Raw genomic sequence first — 16,503 nt, forward strand, 5'->3', positions numbered from 1 at the left:
GTATACTTGGAGACAAGTACGTACGGTTCGGGGGGGAGTACATGGAAACCTATCATAGAAATATGATAAGGCGCTGGGTACTTACCCTACCTTGGAATATTTCCCCCATTCAACGCCTAATGTTTCTAAAGCTTTTGCGAAAGCATTTTGATGTGCATTATCACGTACAATTAAAAATGCAAGTGTTTCTCTAAAAGTTTGATTGGAACTCATTTCATAAATTCTAGTTTTTTGAAGTACACCTGTAGATTCAAGTACTACGTTATCTAATAAATCGCTAATTAAATTCCCATGACTATATACCCAAGATCCATTCCATGGGTTGCCAGCTGCATCAACAGGCAATGAACTTTGAGCACCTACAATAAAGTGGTGAGGATTTGCATGTTTAACCGCTTCATCAAGTGGTGCGTTGTCAATACCAGCATTTCCTGGCGTAGGTTCACCAGATCCAGTTAATAGTTGATTAATTGTATGTTGTACAAGTTCTACATGGCTTATTTCCTCTAAAAAAACACCTCGAAGTAAATCGCGATATTGCTTCTCTTTGCCTCTAAAATTTGAGCTTTGGAAGAAATATTGCATCATTGTACGCATTTCACCATAATGCCCGCCTAATATTTCTTGTAAAACTTTTGCGGCAGCTGGGTCTGGTTTATCCGGCTTAATCATATTAATTATTTCTTCTTTATAATAAAACATGAAGGACACCTCTTTTTAAGTTAGTTAACATTGTTATCGTGTCCGCTAGTTGGGTACTTAATACTTAAATTCATTTTTTTACCAATAAATCGTTACCTTAAAATGCAAAGTCTTTTGAAATAACTCTTTTCGATGTGAGATGAAAGTGAGGGAATAGCTACTTAGCATGTAATAAAAAAAGATAAGATTATGGAGTGCAATCTTACCTTTTTATAAAGAATAACAAATTGTATCTTCAAGGTTTCAAAATGACTTTTATACAATCATCTTCACGATTATTAAAAATTTGATAACCGTAGCTCGCTTCTTCAAGGGGGATTTTGTGTGTAATAATCTCTTTTGGATCAAATTCTTTATTTGTTATTTTTTCAAATAGTTCTGGCATAAAATGAATGACAGGTGCTTGTCCCATTTTAAGATTAATGTTTCTAACCCAAAATGCTCCGAGTGGAAATGCATTATAATTGCCACCATAAACGCCAGTCATTTGAACCGTTCCATATTTTCTTACAGCTTTTGTAGCAATTTGAATAGGGCCGAGAGTTCCGCCTTGTAATTTCAATTTTTGTTCCAGAAATTCTAGTGGCGATTTCTTTCCATCCATTCCCACGCAATCAATGACTACATCGGCACCGCCATGTGTAATTTCCTTTAAATGTTCTCCCATATCTGGAAATTTTGTAAACTCAAATACCTCAACGTTGTTAATCTTTTTTGCATAATGTATCCGATAATCTAAGTAATCCACTGCAATTACACGTTTAGCGCCTTGCATCCAAGCAAATTTTTGTGTCATTAATCCAACAGGTCCACAACCAAGGACGATAACAGTATCACCTGGCTTAACGCCTGCATTTATTACACTCCAATAGGCTGTAGGTAAAACATCTGATAAAAATAGTAGGGATTCATCTTCAAGCTCGCATGATTCCGGTATAACAAATGGAGTAAAATTTCCAAATGGAACTTTTAAATATTCTGCTTGTCCGCCTGGATGATTACCAAATTTCTCCGTATAACCAAAGTATCCACCAGAATCGTAATGAGGGTTTGAGTTATCACATTGACTTTCCATTTCATGTTGGCAATAGAAACAATGTCCACAAGAAACGTTGAAGGGGATGACAACACGATCGCCTTTTTTCACTTTAGTGACATCTGGCCCGACTTCTTCAACGATTCCCATTGGTTCATGGCCGATAATGTATCCTTGAGGTAAGGGCATGTTACCTTGATATAAATGTAAATCAGAACCGCAAATAGCGGTTGAAGTAATCCTTACAATAATATCATCTTTTTTCTCTAACTTTGCATCATCAACTTGTTTAACTTGTACTTGGTTTGGTCCTTGATAGGTTACAGCTTTCATCTCATATCTCCTTAGAAATCATTTTTCATAATTTATATGTATCTCTTGGCAAAACAGAAATCTTTAGTAAAGAGAAATTTACACATATTGTTGTTATGAAAGTACGTTATAGCAACTCTTCTTTCTTATGTCTTTTGCTCTATTTTAAGAAGAAACTCAATATTTATTCACAATAAAATTTCCATAAAAAGGATAATTATTATTTCATAATTTGTAACATATTAAAAACATCGGAGGTGAAATAATATGGCAAACAATAATAGTGGAAATCGTAATGAATTATTAGTTCGAGGCGCTGAACAGGCTCTTGATCAAATGAAATATGAAATTGCACAAGAGTTTGGTGTACAACTTGGTGCAGATACAACAGCTCGTTCAAACGGATCTGTTGGTGGTGAAATTACAAAACGTTTAGTAGCAATGGCTGAACAACAACTTGGTGGTAGAGCTAACCGCTAAGTAAATGGGCATACAATATAGCAGGTATGTAAATCAATTTCTTTTGTATATGTATAAAAACAAACCCTTATAGTAAATGAATTCTCACTCAAAGATTATCGATAATCTTCTTTCATAATCTTTGAGTATTTGATTTGTAAACTACTTTCCTAAACAATAAACACACAGTGTTGGAAAGGTGTTTTCCATGCATAGTAGAAAATCTTTTGCAGGAAAAAGCATACTTAAAAATTTGGTTTCAATATTGAAATCAATATTTATTATGATATTTTCGAAAGGGAGGAATTTAAAGATGGGTATTTTAAGTGGAAATCCTCAAAATGAACCGTTACATTACGGAGAAGTATTTGATATTTGGAGTTATCTTTTAGCTGCACAAGGTGCAATTGCAAGCCATCAAGTGTTTATGAATCATACAGGTGATGAAGATTTGAAGAAGTTTTTAGAAGGCTTAATTGAAAATGATATGAATTCGGAGATAGAAGAGTTAAAAACTCTTTTAAAGGTTAATGGCGTAGCTTTACCACCTGCTCCTCCAGAACGACCAGTTGCATCTATCGAAGACATTCCCCCAGGGGCACGTATTAATGATGTTGAAATAGCAGCAGCTGTTGCTACAGGATTAGCAGCTGGACTTGTGACATGTAGTCAAGTGATGGGAAAATGTCTTCGAGAAGATGTAGGCATGCTATTCGGACAATTTCATATGAAAAAGGCGCAAGCAGGTGTAACTTTGCTGCGTTTAAGTAAGAAAAAAGGGTGGGTAGTACCACCTCCGTTACATGTAAGAAATTCTGATCAAGCTTAATAAACAAAAATAAAAAAGTGGCGTTGGCCACTTTTTTATTTTTTAGATGTATCCTCAAGCTTGGATTTATTTATTGTGGAAGAATCCATATATTCATCTGACATTTCCATAGCATATTTATCATGGCGAATATGATTGTGATTTCTTAATTCATCGTCGTTATGCAGTACTAACCTCTTCATATAAATGTGGAAGAAAACCTCTATTCCGCCAATAATTAATGTGGCCATAAATGAAGAAAATCCAATATTACGAGTAGCATCTAAATTAGTAAATAAGGATGTTAAAAGCCAAATTCCGAAGAAGGTTAAGCCAAAATCTGCCATTGTAGCAATCATATTTCCGTATTTAGGCAAAATGAAGAGATCGCCAATTAAATAGGCAGCTCCTGTTAAGAAAAGAGAAATGAGTAATACTCTAGGAATGGAAATGCCTTGAAAGATACCAAGTACGATAAGTAATACTGCAGTTATCGCTGTGTATTTAATTAATAAAGCAACAATATGTTTCATTATTTTCCTCCATTGTTTAAACGTATATGGAATAAAAGATTTCATTAAAAACGGGTTATGCTATATAGCGTAACCCACTTTAATCAACCTTTAATGGTAAGAAGTACAACCTGGGTAAGAAGCAGGCTTATACTATGGATAGTATTTGCGGAATATCGAGCTTTATTCATAAAGGGTAGTTCCATTCTTATAATAGAGATGTTGCCTAAGTACAGTGTTTTTTCATATTAAACTTAATATTCGTTGGTGTTTTGATTCATTAATATAAAAATAAACAAAGTATTTCCGCATTTAATGCATCTTTTTATCTATATATTTTCCGTAATCAGGTACAGCAATTTTATCAAATTCTTGAACCAGTGTTTTGAGGCTTGTTGATAGCAATTCACCTGACATTGGTATCCCATGTCCAGTAATAGCGACTAGAGGCTTTAATTCTTCTAATTTAATGACTGATTCTTTAGCTGCTTTCCAGTCTGTTGTTAAATAACGAGGCGGACCGCTTATTTCCTGTTCTTGAGTTATTACTTTATACAGATACTCCTGTTTCACTGTAACAAAAGCGTCCCCAGCAATTAAAGTTCGGTCTTTCTCTCTGAATAATGAAATATGCCCAGGAGTATGCCCTGATGTATGAATCCATCTAAACTCTGGCATATGGGGAACAGTTCCATCGGTAGGTAGTGCTTTTACGCTATTTCCTAAATCAATCGGTTCATTAGGGAACAGGGGAGACATTTTCGCTACCATACCACCTTCAACTGTTGGATCTGGTTCAGGATAGCTTTGTTGTCCGGTCAGGAACGGTATCTCCATTTGATGGGCATAGACTGGAACATCCCAATATTTAATGAGTTCAATTATTCCTCCAACATGATCAAAATGGCCGTGAGTTAAAATAATTGCTTTTGGGCGACTATTGGTACCAAATCGATCCTCAGCGATAGAGATAATTTCATTTGCACATTTAGGCATTCCAGCGTCAACTAAAACAAAATCATCGGTATGCGGATTCCCAACAAAACATATGTTGACGATTTGAATCGTGTAGCAAAACAAATCAGGCAATACTTCGATGCCATGACCACTTTCAATTGAAGTTGCTGGAATAAACTTGTAATCACTTCCGTAATTCATCTCATTGTCCACTTTTTATCCCCCTTACTATATGTTCATACGACATTATAGTTCCCTAATTTCTCAAATCCATTTTGGAGGATTTGAGAAAAGAATGAGTGGGGGGATTAAAAAAGCAATAATTTACTCCTAGAATTAAGATGGAGACATATCAATTTATATAAAGTGCAAACAAAAAATATTGATTGTAAAGTCGTAGTTTCTACTATTATTTTGAGTTTAAGTGTATATCTTTTAAGAGGATATACCAAGTTCTTTTATTTTGATAATTACTTGAAACTTGAATAGGGAAAACATGATCAAGCCCCCATTCTAATTCGTTTATTTCATTTTCAAGTCCTGTTGGATAGAGTAAAAGAATCTTAAAATTATTTTTAACAATATTTGATAAAACGGTTTGTAATTCTAGTGCTTCAGTCAAGTTTCCGCCCCATCTAACAAATAAAATGGATTGTGAATGATGAATTTTTTCGTAAAAGTTATCAATTCTTCGATCTAATTTTTGTTTAAAATCATGGTATGTGATGAACCAATCTTCATTTGGAACAACAGGGAAATCATGATAAGATGTTACGTTATATTTTGTGTCTTTTATAATATGAGAAAAAACAGGTTGTATCACACCATCATTAAACACAATATTTTGTTCCTGCATTGCGTGCATGTTTTTTAAATCCATAAAGTCTATAAAATTATTTTTCAATAATGTGTTGATAGAAGAAAGATTCGGTGATTCAAACCAATCTAGAGGACCTGAATATTTCCGCAGCCTATATTTTTTTAGATGAATAGCGGTATAACAATTTTCCCCTAAACTAATAACATCATCATAAATTCCTTGAAGTTTTTTCATTTCCAATACAATCATCCTTTTTTTGGAAAGTGGGAGAACTAATTCATTATAAATAATATATGTATGTATAAAACCTCCTGTGAAAAGGCTCACAGGAGGTTAAACTAAAGCGTATTTCGAGTTATATACTATTTGTCGAGGTAAGAATTGTGTGTGATAATTAATGGCGTGTTATAAAAAAGGAGAAAAATAGAAGTACATTGAAGTTAGTTGTGAATAAATTATAATTTAAAATTGAGCGGAAATAAGGAGCCCCAGTTACTTCATTATGCAACTGGGGCATTTTTTAATCTCTTCCTAACTTAATTATATCATGTAAATCAAGTTCGAAATAGACTGTTTCTTCTCATTTACTACTGTTACAATCAAGTACACGTGCAAAGTAAGGAGAGATGTTACATGAGTTCTTTCGTTCTCGATTTTCAGGAAATAGAAAAAACGCAGCTTTTTCTCGTCGGTGGAAAAGGATTGAATTTAGGGGAGTTAACAAACATTCAAGGTATACAAGTACCCGAAGGTTTTTGTGTTACAACGGTAGGATATGAAAAGGCTATCGAGCAAAATGAAGAGCTTCAAACTTTGTTGCAGCAGCTAACAAAGTTGAAAATGGAAGAGCGTGCTCAAATTGGTGAAATGAGTAAGAAGATTAGAGAAGTCATTATGGCAGTAGAAATCCCTACTGATGTAGTGGAAGCGGTAGCTCATTATCTCTCGCGTTTTGGAAATGAACATGCGTATGCTGTGCGTTCGAGTGCTACGGCTGAAGATTTACCGCATGCTTCATTTGCAGGTCAACAAGATACGTATTTAAATATTATTGGAGAAGAAGCGATTTTACAGCATGTAAGAAAGTGCTGGGCGTCTTTATTTACAGAGCGAGCAGTTACGTACCGCATGCAAAATGGTTTTGAACATAATCAAGTTTCTATATGTGTTGTCATTCAAAAAATGGTTTTCCCTGAGGCTTCAGGGATTTTATTTACTGCGGATCCGATTACTTCGAATAGGAAGGTGTTGTCAATCGATGCCAGCTTTGGACTTGGCGAGGCGCTAGTATCTGGATTGGTTTCTGCCGATAATTATAAGGTAAAAGAAGATGAAATCGTCGAAAAGGTCATCGCAACGAAAAAATTAGCCATCTATGGACGAAAAGAAGGCGGAACAGAGAGAAAGAAAATTGCTCCTAATCAGCAAAAACTTCAAACATTGTCTGAACAACAAATTTTACAACTAGCAAGTATCGGAAGACAGATTGAAGCTTATTTTGGTTGTCCGCAAGATATTGAATGGTGTTTAGCCCATAATACATTTTATATTGTCCAAAGTCGCCCCATTACGACTTTATATCCAATTCCTGAAGAAAATGATGGGGGAAATCATGTATATATATCAGTTGGCCATCAACAAATGATGACTGATGCGATGAAACCACTTGGGTTATCTTTTTTCCTGTTAACGACTAATGCTCCTATGCGTAAAGCGGGAGGACGGCTGTTTGTTGATGCTACGCAACAATTAGCTTCACCTGCTAGCAGAAATTACTTAATAAACACTTTAGGAAAATCAGATCCACTCGTAAGAGATGCATTAACGACTATAATCGAGCGAGATAATTTTATTACATTGTTGCCGGATGATGAAAAAGAAAAGATTATTAGTAAAAATAAGCAACTTGCAAATTCGCAACCAGAAATCGAAAATAATCCGGCAATCGTTACGAATTTAATACAGAATAGTGAAGCATCAATCAAAGAGTTAAAACGAAACATGCAAATGAAATCAGGGGTGGATGTACTTAATTTTATTTTGGAAGACATCCAGCAATTAAAAAAAGTATTATTTAACCCGCAAAGTATCGCTGTTATTATGGCAGGAATGAATGCTTCAGCATGGATGAATGAAAAAATGGAGCAATGGCTAGGCGAAAAAAATGCAGCAGACACGCTTTCTCAATCGGTACAAAATAATATTACATCTGAAATGGGTTTAGCATTAATGGATGTCGCTGATGTGATTCGGTCATATCCAGAAGTTATTACGTATTTACAACATGTAGAAAATGAGAACTTTTTGGATGAAATAGTTCAGTTTAAAGGTGGAGAAGAAGCTCGAGATGCCATTCTAACTTTTCTAAATAAATACGGAATGAGATGTAGCGGAGAAATCGACATTACGAAAACGCGCTGGAGTGAAAAGCCAACTACAATTATCCCGATAATTTTAAATAATATAAGAGATTTTGAATATGGTGCGAGTAAGCGGAAATTTGAAGAAGGACTGCAAGAAGCTTTAAAAAAAGAAGAAGAGTTAGTAAATCGATTACAGCACTTACCGGGTGGAAAACAAAAAGTAGAAGAAACGAAGCGAATGATTCGTAATATCCGTAATTTTATCGGCTATCGTGAATATCCAAAATACGGTATGATTAATCGTTATTTCATATATAAGCAAGCGTTACTGAAAGAAGCTGAGCAACTTGTGCAGAGCGGTGTCATTCATGAAGTTGATGATATATACTATTTAACTTTTGAAGAACTTCACGAAGTAGTTCGCACGAATAAACTAGATTATGAGCTTATCCAAAAACAAAAAAATGATTACAAATTATATGAAAAACTAACGCCTCCTCGTATAATGACGTCTGATGGAGAAATCATTACAGGTAAATATAAACGAGAAAACCTCCCAGATGATGCGATTGTAGGTTTGCCTGTTTCTTCAGGAGTGATTGAGGGGAGAGCTCGCGTTATTTTAAACATGGAAGAAGCGAATTTAGAAGAGGGCGACATATTAGTTACAGCTTTTACTGATCCGGGCTGGACACCATTGTTTGTGTCTATAAAAGGGTTAGTCACTGAAGTTGGCGGACTTATGACGCACGGAGCAGTAATTGCACGTGAATATGGATTACCGGCAGTTGTTGGAGTAGAGAATGCTACGAATTTAATAAAAGACGGACAACGAATTCGGGTACATGGAACAGAAGGGTATATTGAAGTGTTGTAATGAAATAAAAGAACATCCGCTATTATAGTGGATGTTCTTTTATTATATAGCTGAATTATTTCTTTAAGCCAGCTGCATAAAAAGGCCCATGAACTGCGATTGTTGATAAAAAGTGAGCAATTTCCTCTGGTGTTTCTTTTTGCCCGTTATTTAGCCATTGCTGAATCACACCAATATGAGCAGATGCCATATTTGTCATTGGGTTCGGTCTTACATGGATCGCGGATGGTATGGTAGGGGTAAATATTTCGAACTTCACAGATACGGCACTGTTTCTATCTATTACATCCTTTAGTTTCTTCTTAATGATATCGGCGGTACTTTCATTAGTTGGACTAAAGGGAATCGGTGTATTCGCTCTCTTACTATTCTTCGGGGCACCGTTATTATCGTTAGCACCGGAAATGTTGTTACCATTTTATCAAGACTGGGTGTACGCATGGTTGCCAATGCGATTTATGATTGAAGGGCTTAGAGAAATATTCTTCTTCGGAAAAGGATTAAGCTGGAGTACACCTCTTACTGTGCTCGTTTGGATTGGTGCAGTAAGTATGATGATTATTTTAGCGACTGCTTTCAAACGTAGTGGAGTAAAGGAACAAAAAACTGAAGTGAATGCATAAAAATTAATAAAGGAAAAACCGTTTCACTAGTAGTGGAGCAGTTTTTTATGTTGAAATACATGTAAGTGTACAAAATATATTGATATAATGAAAAGGGAGTTAGTTGTTTGTTGAACTAACTGTCCCTTAGCTAGGCTTGGGATGTAGAAATCCTCCTGAAAAACCTGTTGTACTATATAATGATTATCTCTGATATGCTTTAATTTTGTTAGTTTTTCTGCATTTTCTACCACACAACGTGAAATCGTAGAGGGTGTTGCAAAGTTAACAAAATATAAACATGCAAAAATAAATGCATAAAGAAATATAGTACTCAAGATTATTTTTAAAAAGTAAGGATTTCATAATAAAGCTCTTTGAAGAGGGGATAAACAAATAGACTAGTTTAAAATTGAACGTATGAAAAAGGAATGAGAGGAAGAGTAAAATGAAGCAGATTTCAATATTAATAGCGGATGATGAGGTGGAAATTGCGGAGTTAATTGGGATACATTTAGAAAAAGAAGGTTATCATGTTGTGAAAGCTACTGATGGAGAAGAAGCAGTTCTTATCATTCAATCGCAACCAATTGATTTAGTTATTTTAGATATTATGATGCCAAAAATAGATGGTTATGAAGTAGCAAGACAAATTCGTATCAAACATAATATGCCAATCATTTTCCTAAGCGCGAAAACATCTGATTTTGATAAGGTGACAGGTCTTGTACTAGGTGCGGATGATTATATGACAAAGCCTTTTTCACCAATTGAATTAGTTGCACGTGTAAATGCACAATTACGCAGATTTCTTACGTTAAATCAACCGAAAGTAGAGGAGAAGAAATCCGTTTTAGAAACAAGCGGAGTGGCTATTAATCTTGATCAACGAAAGGTAAATGTATATGGCGAACAAATTGAATTAACTCCAAAAGAGTTTGATATTTTATATTTATTAGCGAGTCATCCGAAGAAAGTGTACAGTGTGGAACACATTTTTCAGCAAGTGTGGACGGGTGATTATTACGATGGTGGAAGTACGGTTGCGGTACATATTCGTACTTTACGAAAAAAAATTGGGGAGGATACAAGAAAGGATAAGTTAATAAAAACGGTATGGGGGGTAGGTTATACGTTCAATGGCTAACATGATGAGAAGTTTTCGTTTTAAAATGATTGCCTTGTTTGCGCTAAGCATGGTATTAGCAGCTGGTGGAACATATATAATTTATAAAGTATTACAGCTTTATTATAGAACGATGGTACGTTACGAAGATTATTTAGCTCAATTTAGACCAATTGTAGATATTAAATTCTTTTTAATGTGTTTTATCCCACTATCTGTTGTATTCTTTTTCTTTTTAACAAAACCATACTTAAAATATTTTAATGAAATTTCTAACGGTATTCACCATCTTGCTAACGGTGATTTTACAAAGAGAGTTCATATTACTTCAAATGATGAATTTGGCGAGATTGCGCGTGAAATAAATATAGCGAGTGAAAAACTAAAAGAGGCTGTTGAGAGAGGTGACTTTGCAGAAAGTAGTAAAGATCAGCTCGTTGTTAATTTGGCTCATGACTTAAGAACGCCTTTAACGTCTGTTTTAGGTTATTTAGATTTAATTCTTAAAGATGAGAGTTTATCGAAGGAGCAAATTAAACATTTTTCTATGATTGCATTTGCGAAATCGCAGCGACTTGAAAGTTTAATTGATGAGTTATTTGAAATTACGCGAATGAACTATGGCGTGCTAAAGTTAGATAAAAAAACAATTAATATAAGTGAATTGCTTATACAATTAGATGAGGAATTATATCCATTATTGGAGAAACATCATTTAGAAGCTAGGTTGAATGTTAATCCTCATTTATATATTTATGGTGACGGGAATTTGTTAGCTCGAGTATTTGAAAATCTTGTAACAAATGCGGTTAGATACGGAGATACTGGCCAATTTATTGATATGAATGGATATATTGAAAATGGAGAGGTTATCATACAAATTATTAATTACGGAGATAGCATTCCAGAAGAAGATTTGCCCTATCTTTTTGACATGCTTTATACAGGTGATAAAGCAAGAACAGGGCAACAAGGTGGTACAGGCCTTGGGTTATTTATTGCAAAAAATATTGTTGAACAGCATAATGGAACGATTTCAGCAGAAAGTAATGTAATTAGAACAATATTTGAAGTAAGATTGCCAAAAGAAGAGAGTTCAAGAATTTAATAAAAATTTAATGTTTACCCCACTTTTTATTTAATTAGTTTTTTCTATCCTATACGTATGTTAGGTCAAGGAGGAACTGGTAATGAAAAAGTGGGGCTTTTTATATTGTACATAGTATGTACGAGGCTTTATATATCATTTTCAAAAACGTTCAAAAATTATTAAAGAAAAGGACGTACAGTTTCTAAAAGTAAAACACATGAAAAAGTGAGGATATTATGATATGAAGAAAGCAAAAAAACTAGTCATCGTTGGTATGGTCACAATTGGTTTAGGAGTAGGGTCGTATATGACATTTGCAGGAGAATCTGAACCAGTTGAAACTTATAAAACATATGAAGTGACAGAAAAACAAATAGAGGAGGAGCAAAAATTAGGCGGAGAGGTTATCCCAAATGGTATAGAAACAATTTCATTCGATCCAACAAAAGGTACGTATGAAATAGCTGTTAAAAAAGGTGATGAAATAAAAAAAGGGCAACTTCTTTTTAAATATAATGACCCAATTACTAAACAAGGTGTAACAGAAGCGGAAATGCAAAAGAAAATTGCGCAAAAAGAAGTAACATTGCATCAGAAACAAATGGATGCAGCGAAGCAGAAATTAAAAAAAGATAAAAACGCTGGTCTTCCTGAGGGAACGTTAAAAGCATCAGAAATCGAAGTACAACAATTAGAATCACAAATTGAAATGAAAAGGTTTGAAGTAGAAAAAGCTGATGAAATGATTAAAGCAGCAAAAGAGAAAGTAAACACACTTTCAGTAACGAGCCCGGCTGATGGTGTAATTGATGACATCGTCAAAAATAATGATGCTGGAATGAGTGGGATTACGCTTCGTCACGCTGGTCCATTTAAAGTAAAAGGTCAACTGTCTGAATATGAGCTTGCGAGTGTGAAAGTTGGACAAGAAGTAATAGTTTCATCAAAAACTGTATCTGGTAAGACGTGGTCAGGAAAAGTTACAGAAATCGGATCTACACCAGTAAAGAATATGGATGAAAACAAAAGAGTTTCTAGCTATCCATTCACTGTTACATTAAACGAGAGTGAAGGATTACAAAACGGTTTCCACGTAAACGTGACAAATAAAACAGGCGAAGCAACAGGTACAATCGTTCCGAAAAGCAGTATGGTGAAAAAAGGTGACAAAGATGTTGTATTCGTTGTCAAAGATGGAAAAGCGAAAGAACAAGTAGTTACGGTTGAATTTGAAACGGATCATGAAGCAAAAGTTTCTGGAGTGAAAAAAGGTGTACAAATTATCTCTGAACCTATGAAAAATGTAAAAGATGGTATGGAGGTTAACACAAAATGATTCATTTAAAAGACATCACGAAATCTTTTCAAAACGGTACAGAGTCCGTCCAAATATTACATGGAATCGATGTAATACTGAATCAGGGGGAATTCACTTCCATTATGGGACCATCAGGTTCTGGTAAGTCAACCTTAATGAACATTATCGGTTGTTTAGATAAACCAACTGCAGGTACGTATGAGCTAGCTGGTCAAAACATTTCAACTATGTCTGAAACAGAACTTGCACACGTACGTAATAAAGAAATCGGCTTTGTATTCCAAAATTTCATGTTACTACCAAGGCTTACAGCCCTTCAAAATGTAGAATTACCTCTTATTTATGCAGGAGTTGATAAAAAAGAAAGACGCGAGCTTTCGTTAGCTGCTTTAACGAAAGTTGGGTTAGCTGAACGTGCTACTCATCTTCCAAGTGAGTTATCAGGTGGTCAAAAACAGCGTGTTGCTGTAGCGCGTGCCATTGTAAATAATCCGAAATTTATTTTAGCCGATGAACCAACTGGTGCACTTGATACGAAAACGAGTGAACAAATTATGGAGCTCTTTTACGAATTAAATAAACAAGGTTCAACGATTATTATGATTACTCACGATCGTGAAATCGGAGAAGCAGCAGCACGTCAAATTGTAATTCGTGACGGCAATATCGTACAAGATTGGAGAGAATAAATTTGAATACGAATGAAAATATACGCATGGCCATATCTTCTATTTTTGCGCATAAAATGCGATCTATATTAACAATGCTAGGTATTATTATTGGAATAAGTGCAATTATTACAATTATTACAATTATTTCAATGGGAGATGGACAGACTGCAAAGATGCAAAAGGAACTTGCAGAGAATCAGCATATGGATGAACTTAAAATAGAATACTTCAACCCGGATTTTCCGACAGAAAAAGCAAAAATTACACCACATATGGTAAAGCAATTGCAAGTGATACGAGGTGTAAAAGATGTGTATCCCAATGTGCATAGGGACGTAAAAGTATATACGGGATCAAAAAATGTTTCCTTTAGTTTAAATGGGGGAACAGGAAACTTTATGCAGGACTTTAAAATGAAGATGGTGCATGGGCGAGAGTTAACAACGGATGAACTGAAAAAGCCAATTCCTGTTGTAATTGTAGCTGAAGATTTATTTAAAACACTATTTGATACTTGGAAAGATTATTTGTATATAGATATAAAAGGAAAACCATATAAAGTTGTCGGGGTGTACAAATATGAAGACGGTTTTCAACGTCAATTTAAATTGTATGAAGGATATACATCTATCGACAATGCATCTTTAATTGCAGGGATTGAGGAATACGATACAGTGAAAATTAAGTTATCTTCTCCAAGTGAGCGAGAGGCTGTAGAAAAACAAGCTATATCTGTATTGAATGAATTGAAATCCCCAGAATTTGAGCATTCTTTTACAGTGGAGGATACGAAAGCATATGGTCAAAAAATAGAAGAGTCAACACGAACGATGAAAATAGTATTTGCTAGTATTGCTGGGATTTCCTTACTTGTAGGTGGTATTGGTGTGATGAATATTATGTTAGTATCCGTTACAGAGCGTACACGTGAAATAGGTATTCGAAAAGCGCTCGGTGCAACGAGAGGAAAAATATTAACACAATTTCTCATCGAAGCATGTATTTTAACGTCATTAGGCGGGGCGATTGGTTTTGGATTAGGTATGTTTTTTGCTTGGATCGCTTCATCAATAGGTGAATGGCCACTAGTTATTTCTGTAAGTCTTGGATTACTCTCAGTTGGAATATCGATGTCAATTGGTATTGTCTTTGGCATACTGCCGGCTAATAAAGCGGCTAAATTAGATCCGATTGAGTGTTTGCGATATGAATAAGTGAAAAGGTAATTTTTTAGTAAGGTGTTTTCAAAAAGTCATTGATGTAATGTCTTCTATTTCTGGAGGGCTGGCTGGTGACCTTATCTAGCTGTGCCCTTTGTCATATTTTACATCAATTATTTCCTGGAGGTTCAGATAAATGAATTTATTTGATATAGTTCAACGTAACATACGGCGTAATTTTAAAGAGTATATACTTTATTTTGTATCGTTAGCTTCAAGTATGCTTATCTATTTTATATTTGCATCACTTCGATATAGTACTCAAATAAAAAAAGAAATGGTTAATAATGTGATGATTAATAGTGTTCTTCAATCTTCAAAAGTGATTCTCATTATTTTTATAGCCATATTTATTATTTATTCTACTAATTTTTTTATAAGGAAACGTAAAAAAGAGGTAGGATTATATTCTTTACTAGGAATAACTAAAAAACAAATTGGTACGATGTTATTTTGTGAGACTATGATAATGGGAGGCTTTGCTTTAGTAGTTGGCATACTGATTGGCAGTATGAGTTTTAAGTTATTTTTAGAGCTGCTAATGAGTTTAATGAAATTAAATGTACCTATTCATTTTGAGTTATCTATAAAAGCAATAATAGACACGTTCATCGTCTTTTTATCTATTTTATTATATACAGCATGGAAAAACTCTCGCATTATTTATAAATTTCCATTGATTGAAATGTTTCAAGCTAATCATCAAGGAGAACGGATGCCAAAAGGTTCTGTACTTAGGGCGTATATAGGTCTTATTTTAATGGGATTAGGATATATATTAGCAGGCTTCTTCCGTGAAGTAGTAAATATTGTGCGGAATCCCATTGATCCTATGAACCCTATTATAAATCCTATAATAATTCCAGTTTTTATTTTGTTTTTAGTTGTTTTTGGGACATATTTTCTATTCACTTCTTATACAGTTATTGTTTTAAAGAAAATTAGAAGTAAAAGAGAAATATTTTATAGCGGTATAAATATAATAAACATTTCGCAATTACTATACCGAGTAAAAGGGAACGCTAAGTTACTTGCAACAATTGCTATATTAAGCGCTACAGCTTTAACGGCAATTAGTACAGTCGCAGCAGGGTATTATGTAGGGCAATCTGAAACAAATGGAGATTTTATGCAACTGTATGGAGTTGCGTTATTTATTGGAAGTTTTTTAGGGGGAATATTTGTTTTGGCGACAGGTTCAATTATATATTATAAACAATTATCTGAAGCGTATGCTAATCAGAGATATTATGAAACTCTTCGGAAAATAGGTGTTACGAAAAAAGAGGTAAGAAAGTCAATTTCGAAACAAGTTAGCTTTAGTTTTATTTCACCTCTAATAGTCGGACTTGTTCATAGCTTATTTGCGATACCGATAATTAACAATATACCTATAAATAACATCATTATTCCAATTTTAATTAGTAGTGGTGCATATTGCATAATTTACTTTGGGTATTATGTATTAACTGTTTATTCCTATTTTAAAGTTGTGTATAAATGAAATGTGTAAAAGATAAAACCGGTTCACTATTAGTGAACCGGTTTTTTTGAATTCATTATTACTCTATAGGAAAATAAAGTAGTGATAGATAGGTTTTTTAATCGAAGAGTTCGGATTTGCGTTTTC

Annotated in this window: 13 protein-coding genes and 3 pseudogenes; 10 read left to right on the forward strand and 6 right to left on the reverse strand. The window is 34.4% G+C overall.

Going from position 1 to position 16,503, the window contains the following annotated elements; genetic code table 11:
• Positions 1 to 99: 99 nt before the first annotated feature.
• Together MR169_RS16360 and MR169_RS16365 are read right to left on the reverse strand one after the other, a co-directional pair.
• Positions 100 to 702, reverse strand: a pseudogene (locus tag MR169_RS16360) (manganese catalase family protein); the annotation flags it as partial.
• A gap of 235 nt (positions 703 to 937) precedes the next feature.
• A complete protein-coding gene (locus tag MR169_RS16365) occupies positions 938 to 2,071 on the reverse strand; it encodes a zinc-dependent alcohol dehydrogenase (RefSeq protein ID WP_061664378.1) in 1,134 nt (377 codons plus the stop codon).
• A gap of 246 nt (positions 2,072 to 2,317) precedes the next feature.
• Between MR169_RS16365 and sasP the strand changes: the two genes are divergently transcribed.
• Positions 2,318 to 2,530 carry a small acid-soluble spore protein, SasP family gene (sasP, locus tag MR169_RS16370; RefSeq protein WP_000002833.1) on the forward strand — a complete coding sequence of 71 codons (213 nt, stop codon included), beginning with the start codon at positions 2,318 to 2,320 and terminating at the stop codon, positions 2,528 to 2,530.
• 292 nt (positions 2,531 to 2,822) lie between these two features.
• Positions 2,823 to 3,338: a DUF3231 family protein gene (locus tag MR169_RS16375; protein ID WP_000512125.1), complete on the forward strand. Its 516-nt coding sequence runs from the start codon at positions 2,823 to 2,825 to the stop codon at positions 3,336 to 3,338.
• Positions 3,339 to 3,373: 35 nt separating this feature from the next.
• Here MR169_RS16375 and MR169_RS16380 read toward each other — a convergent pair whose 3' ends face one another.
• The 3 genes from MR169_RS16380 to MR169_RS16390 form a co-directional block, all read right to left on the reverse strand.
• Positions 3,374 to 3,850 carry a YndM family protein gene (locus MR169_RS16380; protein ID WP_016118201.1) on the reverse strand — a complete coding sequence of 159 codons (477 nt, stop codon included), beginning with the start codon at positions 3,848 to 3,850 and terminating at the stop codon, positions 3,374 to 3,376.
• Positions 3,851 to 4,141: 291 nt separating this feature from the next.
• Complete coding sequence (locus MR169_RS16385; protein ID WP_000368278.1) at positions 4,142 to 4,999, reverse strand: MBL fold metallo-hydrolase; 858 nt, start codon at positions 4,997 to 4,999, stop codon at positions 4,142 to 4,144.
• Positions 5,000 to 5,195: 196 nt separating this feature from the next.
• Positions 5,196 to 5,855, reverse strand: a complete 660-nt coding sequence (locus MR169_RS16390) for a DUF1796 family putative cysteine peptidase (RefSeq protein WP_002000036.1) — start codon at positions 5,853 to 5,855, stop codon at positions 5,196 to 5,198.
• Positions 5,856 to 6,239: 384 nt separating this feature from the next.
• Between MR169_RS16390 and ppsA the strand changes: the two genes are divergently transcribed.
• The gene (gene ppsA / locus MR169_RS16395; RefSeq protein WP_242319670.1) at positions 6,240 to 8,846 is read left to right on the forward strand and encodes a phosphoenolpyruvate synthase; all 2,607 of its coding nucleotides are present in this window, start codon (positions 6,240 to 6,242) and stop codon (positions 8,844 to 8,846) included.
• A gap of 55 nt (positions 8,847 to 8,901) precedes the next feature.
• On the opposite strand, the pseudogene MR169_RS16400 reads toward ppsA, so the two are convergent.
• Positions 8,902 to 9,036 (reverse strand): annotated as a pseudogene (locus MR169_RS16400) (TetR-like C-terminal domain-containing protein); the annotation flags it as partial.
• Between MR169_RS16400 and MR169_RS16405 the strand changes: the two are divergent.
• The 7 genes and pseudogenes from MR169_RS16405 to MR169_RS16435 all read left to right on the forward strand — a co-directional run.
• Positions 9,026 to 9,469, forward strand: a pseudogene (locus tag MR169_RS16405) (ABC-2 transporter permease); the annotation flags it as partial. The pseudogenes MR169_RS16400 and MR169_RS16405 sit on opposite strands and share 11 nt — an antisense overlap.
• Before the next feature lie 427 nt (positions 9,470 to 9,896).
• Entirely contained in the window at positions 9,897 to 10,595 is a 699-nt protein-coding gene (locus MR169_RS16410; RefSeq protein WP_000809865.1) for a response regulator transcription factor, read from the forward strand.
• Entirely contained in the window at positions 10,588 to 11,682 is a 1,095-nt protein-coding gene (locus tag MR169_RS16415; protein WP_000002612.1) for a HAMP domain-containing sensor histidine kinase, read from the forward strand. Before MR169_RS16410 ends, MR169_RS16415 begins: the two co-directional genes overlap by 8 nt.
• Before the next feature lie 223 nt (positions 11,683 to 11,905).
• Positions 11,906 to 13,000 (forward strand): efflux RND transporter periplasmic adaptor subunit, encoded by a 1,095-nt coding sequence (locus MR169_RS16420; protein WP_000709395.1) that lies wholly within the window; start codon positions 11,906 to 11,908, stop codon positions 12,998 to 13,000.
• Positions 12,997 to 13,671 carry an ABC transporter ATP-binding protein gene (locus MR169_RS16425; protein WP_000581539.1) on the forward strand — a complete coding sequence of 225 codons (675 nt, stop codon included), beginning with the start codon at positions 12,997 to 12,999 and terminating at the stop codon, positions 13,669 to 13,671. Before MR169_RS16420 ends, MR169_RS16425 begins: the two co-directional genes overlap by 4 nt.
• 2 nt (positions 13,672 to 13,673) lie before the next feature.
• Positions 13,674 to 14,867 (forward strand): ABC transporter permease, encoded by a 1,194-nt coding sequence (locus tag MR169_RS16430; protein ID WP_242319671.1) that lies wholly within the window; start codon positions 13,674 to 13,676, stop codon positions 14,865 to 14,867.
• A 142-nt stretch (positions 14,868 to 15,009) separates the two neighbouring features.
• Entirely contained in the window at positions 15,010 to 16,377 is a 1,368-nt protein-coding gene (locus tag MR169_RS16435; RefSeq protein ID WP_242319672.1) for an FtsX-like permease family protein, read from the forward strand.
• Positions 16,378 to 16,503 lie beyond the last annotated feature (126 nt).

Origin of the sequence: Bacillus cereus group sp. BfR-BA-01349, assembly GCF_022663795.1 — a bacterium.
GTDB classification, from domain to species: Bacteria; Bacillota; Bacilli; order Bacillales; family Bacillaceae_G; genus Bacillus_A; species Bacillus_A cereus.

What these genes read in the sequence shown, in the direction of transcription:
- sasP (WP_000002833.1), top strand. Translation starts at nt 2,318, where the DNA reads ATGGCAAACAATAATAGTGGAAATCGTAATGAATTATTAGTTCGAGGC.
- MR169_RS16435 (WP_242319672.1), top strand. Translation starts at nt 15,010, where the DNA reads ATGAATTTATTTGATATAGTTCAACGTAACATACGGCGTAATTTTAAA.
- MR169_RS16425 (WP_000581539.1), top strand. Translation starts at nt 12,997, where the DNA reads ATGATTCATTTAAAAGACATCACGAAATCTTTTCAAAACGGTACAGAG.
- MR169_RS16390 (WP_002000036.1), bottom strand. Translation starts at nt 5,855, where the DNA reads ATGATTGTATTGGAAATGAAAAAACTTCAAGGAATTTATGATGATGTT.
- MR169_RS16415 (WP_000002612.1), top strand. Translation starts at nt 10,588, where the DNA reads ATGGCTAACATGATGAGAAGTTTTCGTTTTAAAATGATTGCCTTGTTT.
- MR169_RS16375 (WP_000512125.1), top strand. Translation starts at nt 2,823, where the DNA reads ATGGGTATTTTAAGTGGAAATCCTCAAAATGAACCGTTACATTACGGA.
- MR169_RS16380 (WP_016118201.1), bottom strand. Translation starts at nt 3,850, where the DNA reads ATGAAACATATTGTTGCTTTATTAATTAAATACACAGCGATAACTGCA.
- MR169_RS16365 (WP_061664378.1), bottom strand. Translation starts at nt 2,071, where the DNA reads ATGAAAGCTGTAACCTATCAAGGACCAAACCAAGTACAAGTTAAACAA.
- MR169_RS16420 (WP_000709395.1), top strand. Translation starts at nt 11,906, where the DNA reads ATGAAGAAAGCAAAAAAACTAGTCATCGTTGGTATGGTCACAATTGGT.
- ppsA (WP_242319670.1), top strand. Translation starts at nt 6,240, where the DNA reads ATGAGTTCTTTCGTTCTCGATTTTCAGGAAATAGAAAAAACGCAGCTT.
- MR169_RS16410 (WP_000809865.1), top strand. Translation starts at nt 9,897, where the DNA reads ATGAAGCAGATTTCAATATTAATAGCGGATGATGAGGTGGAAATTGCG.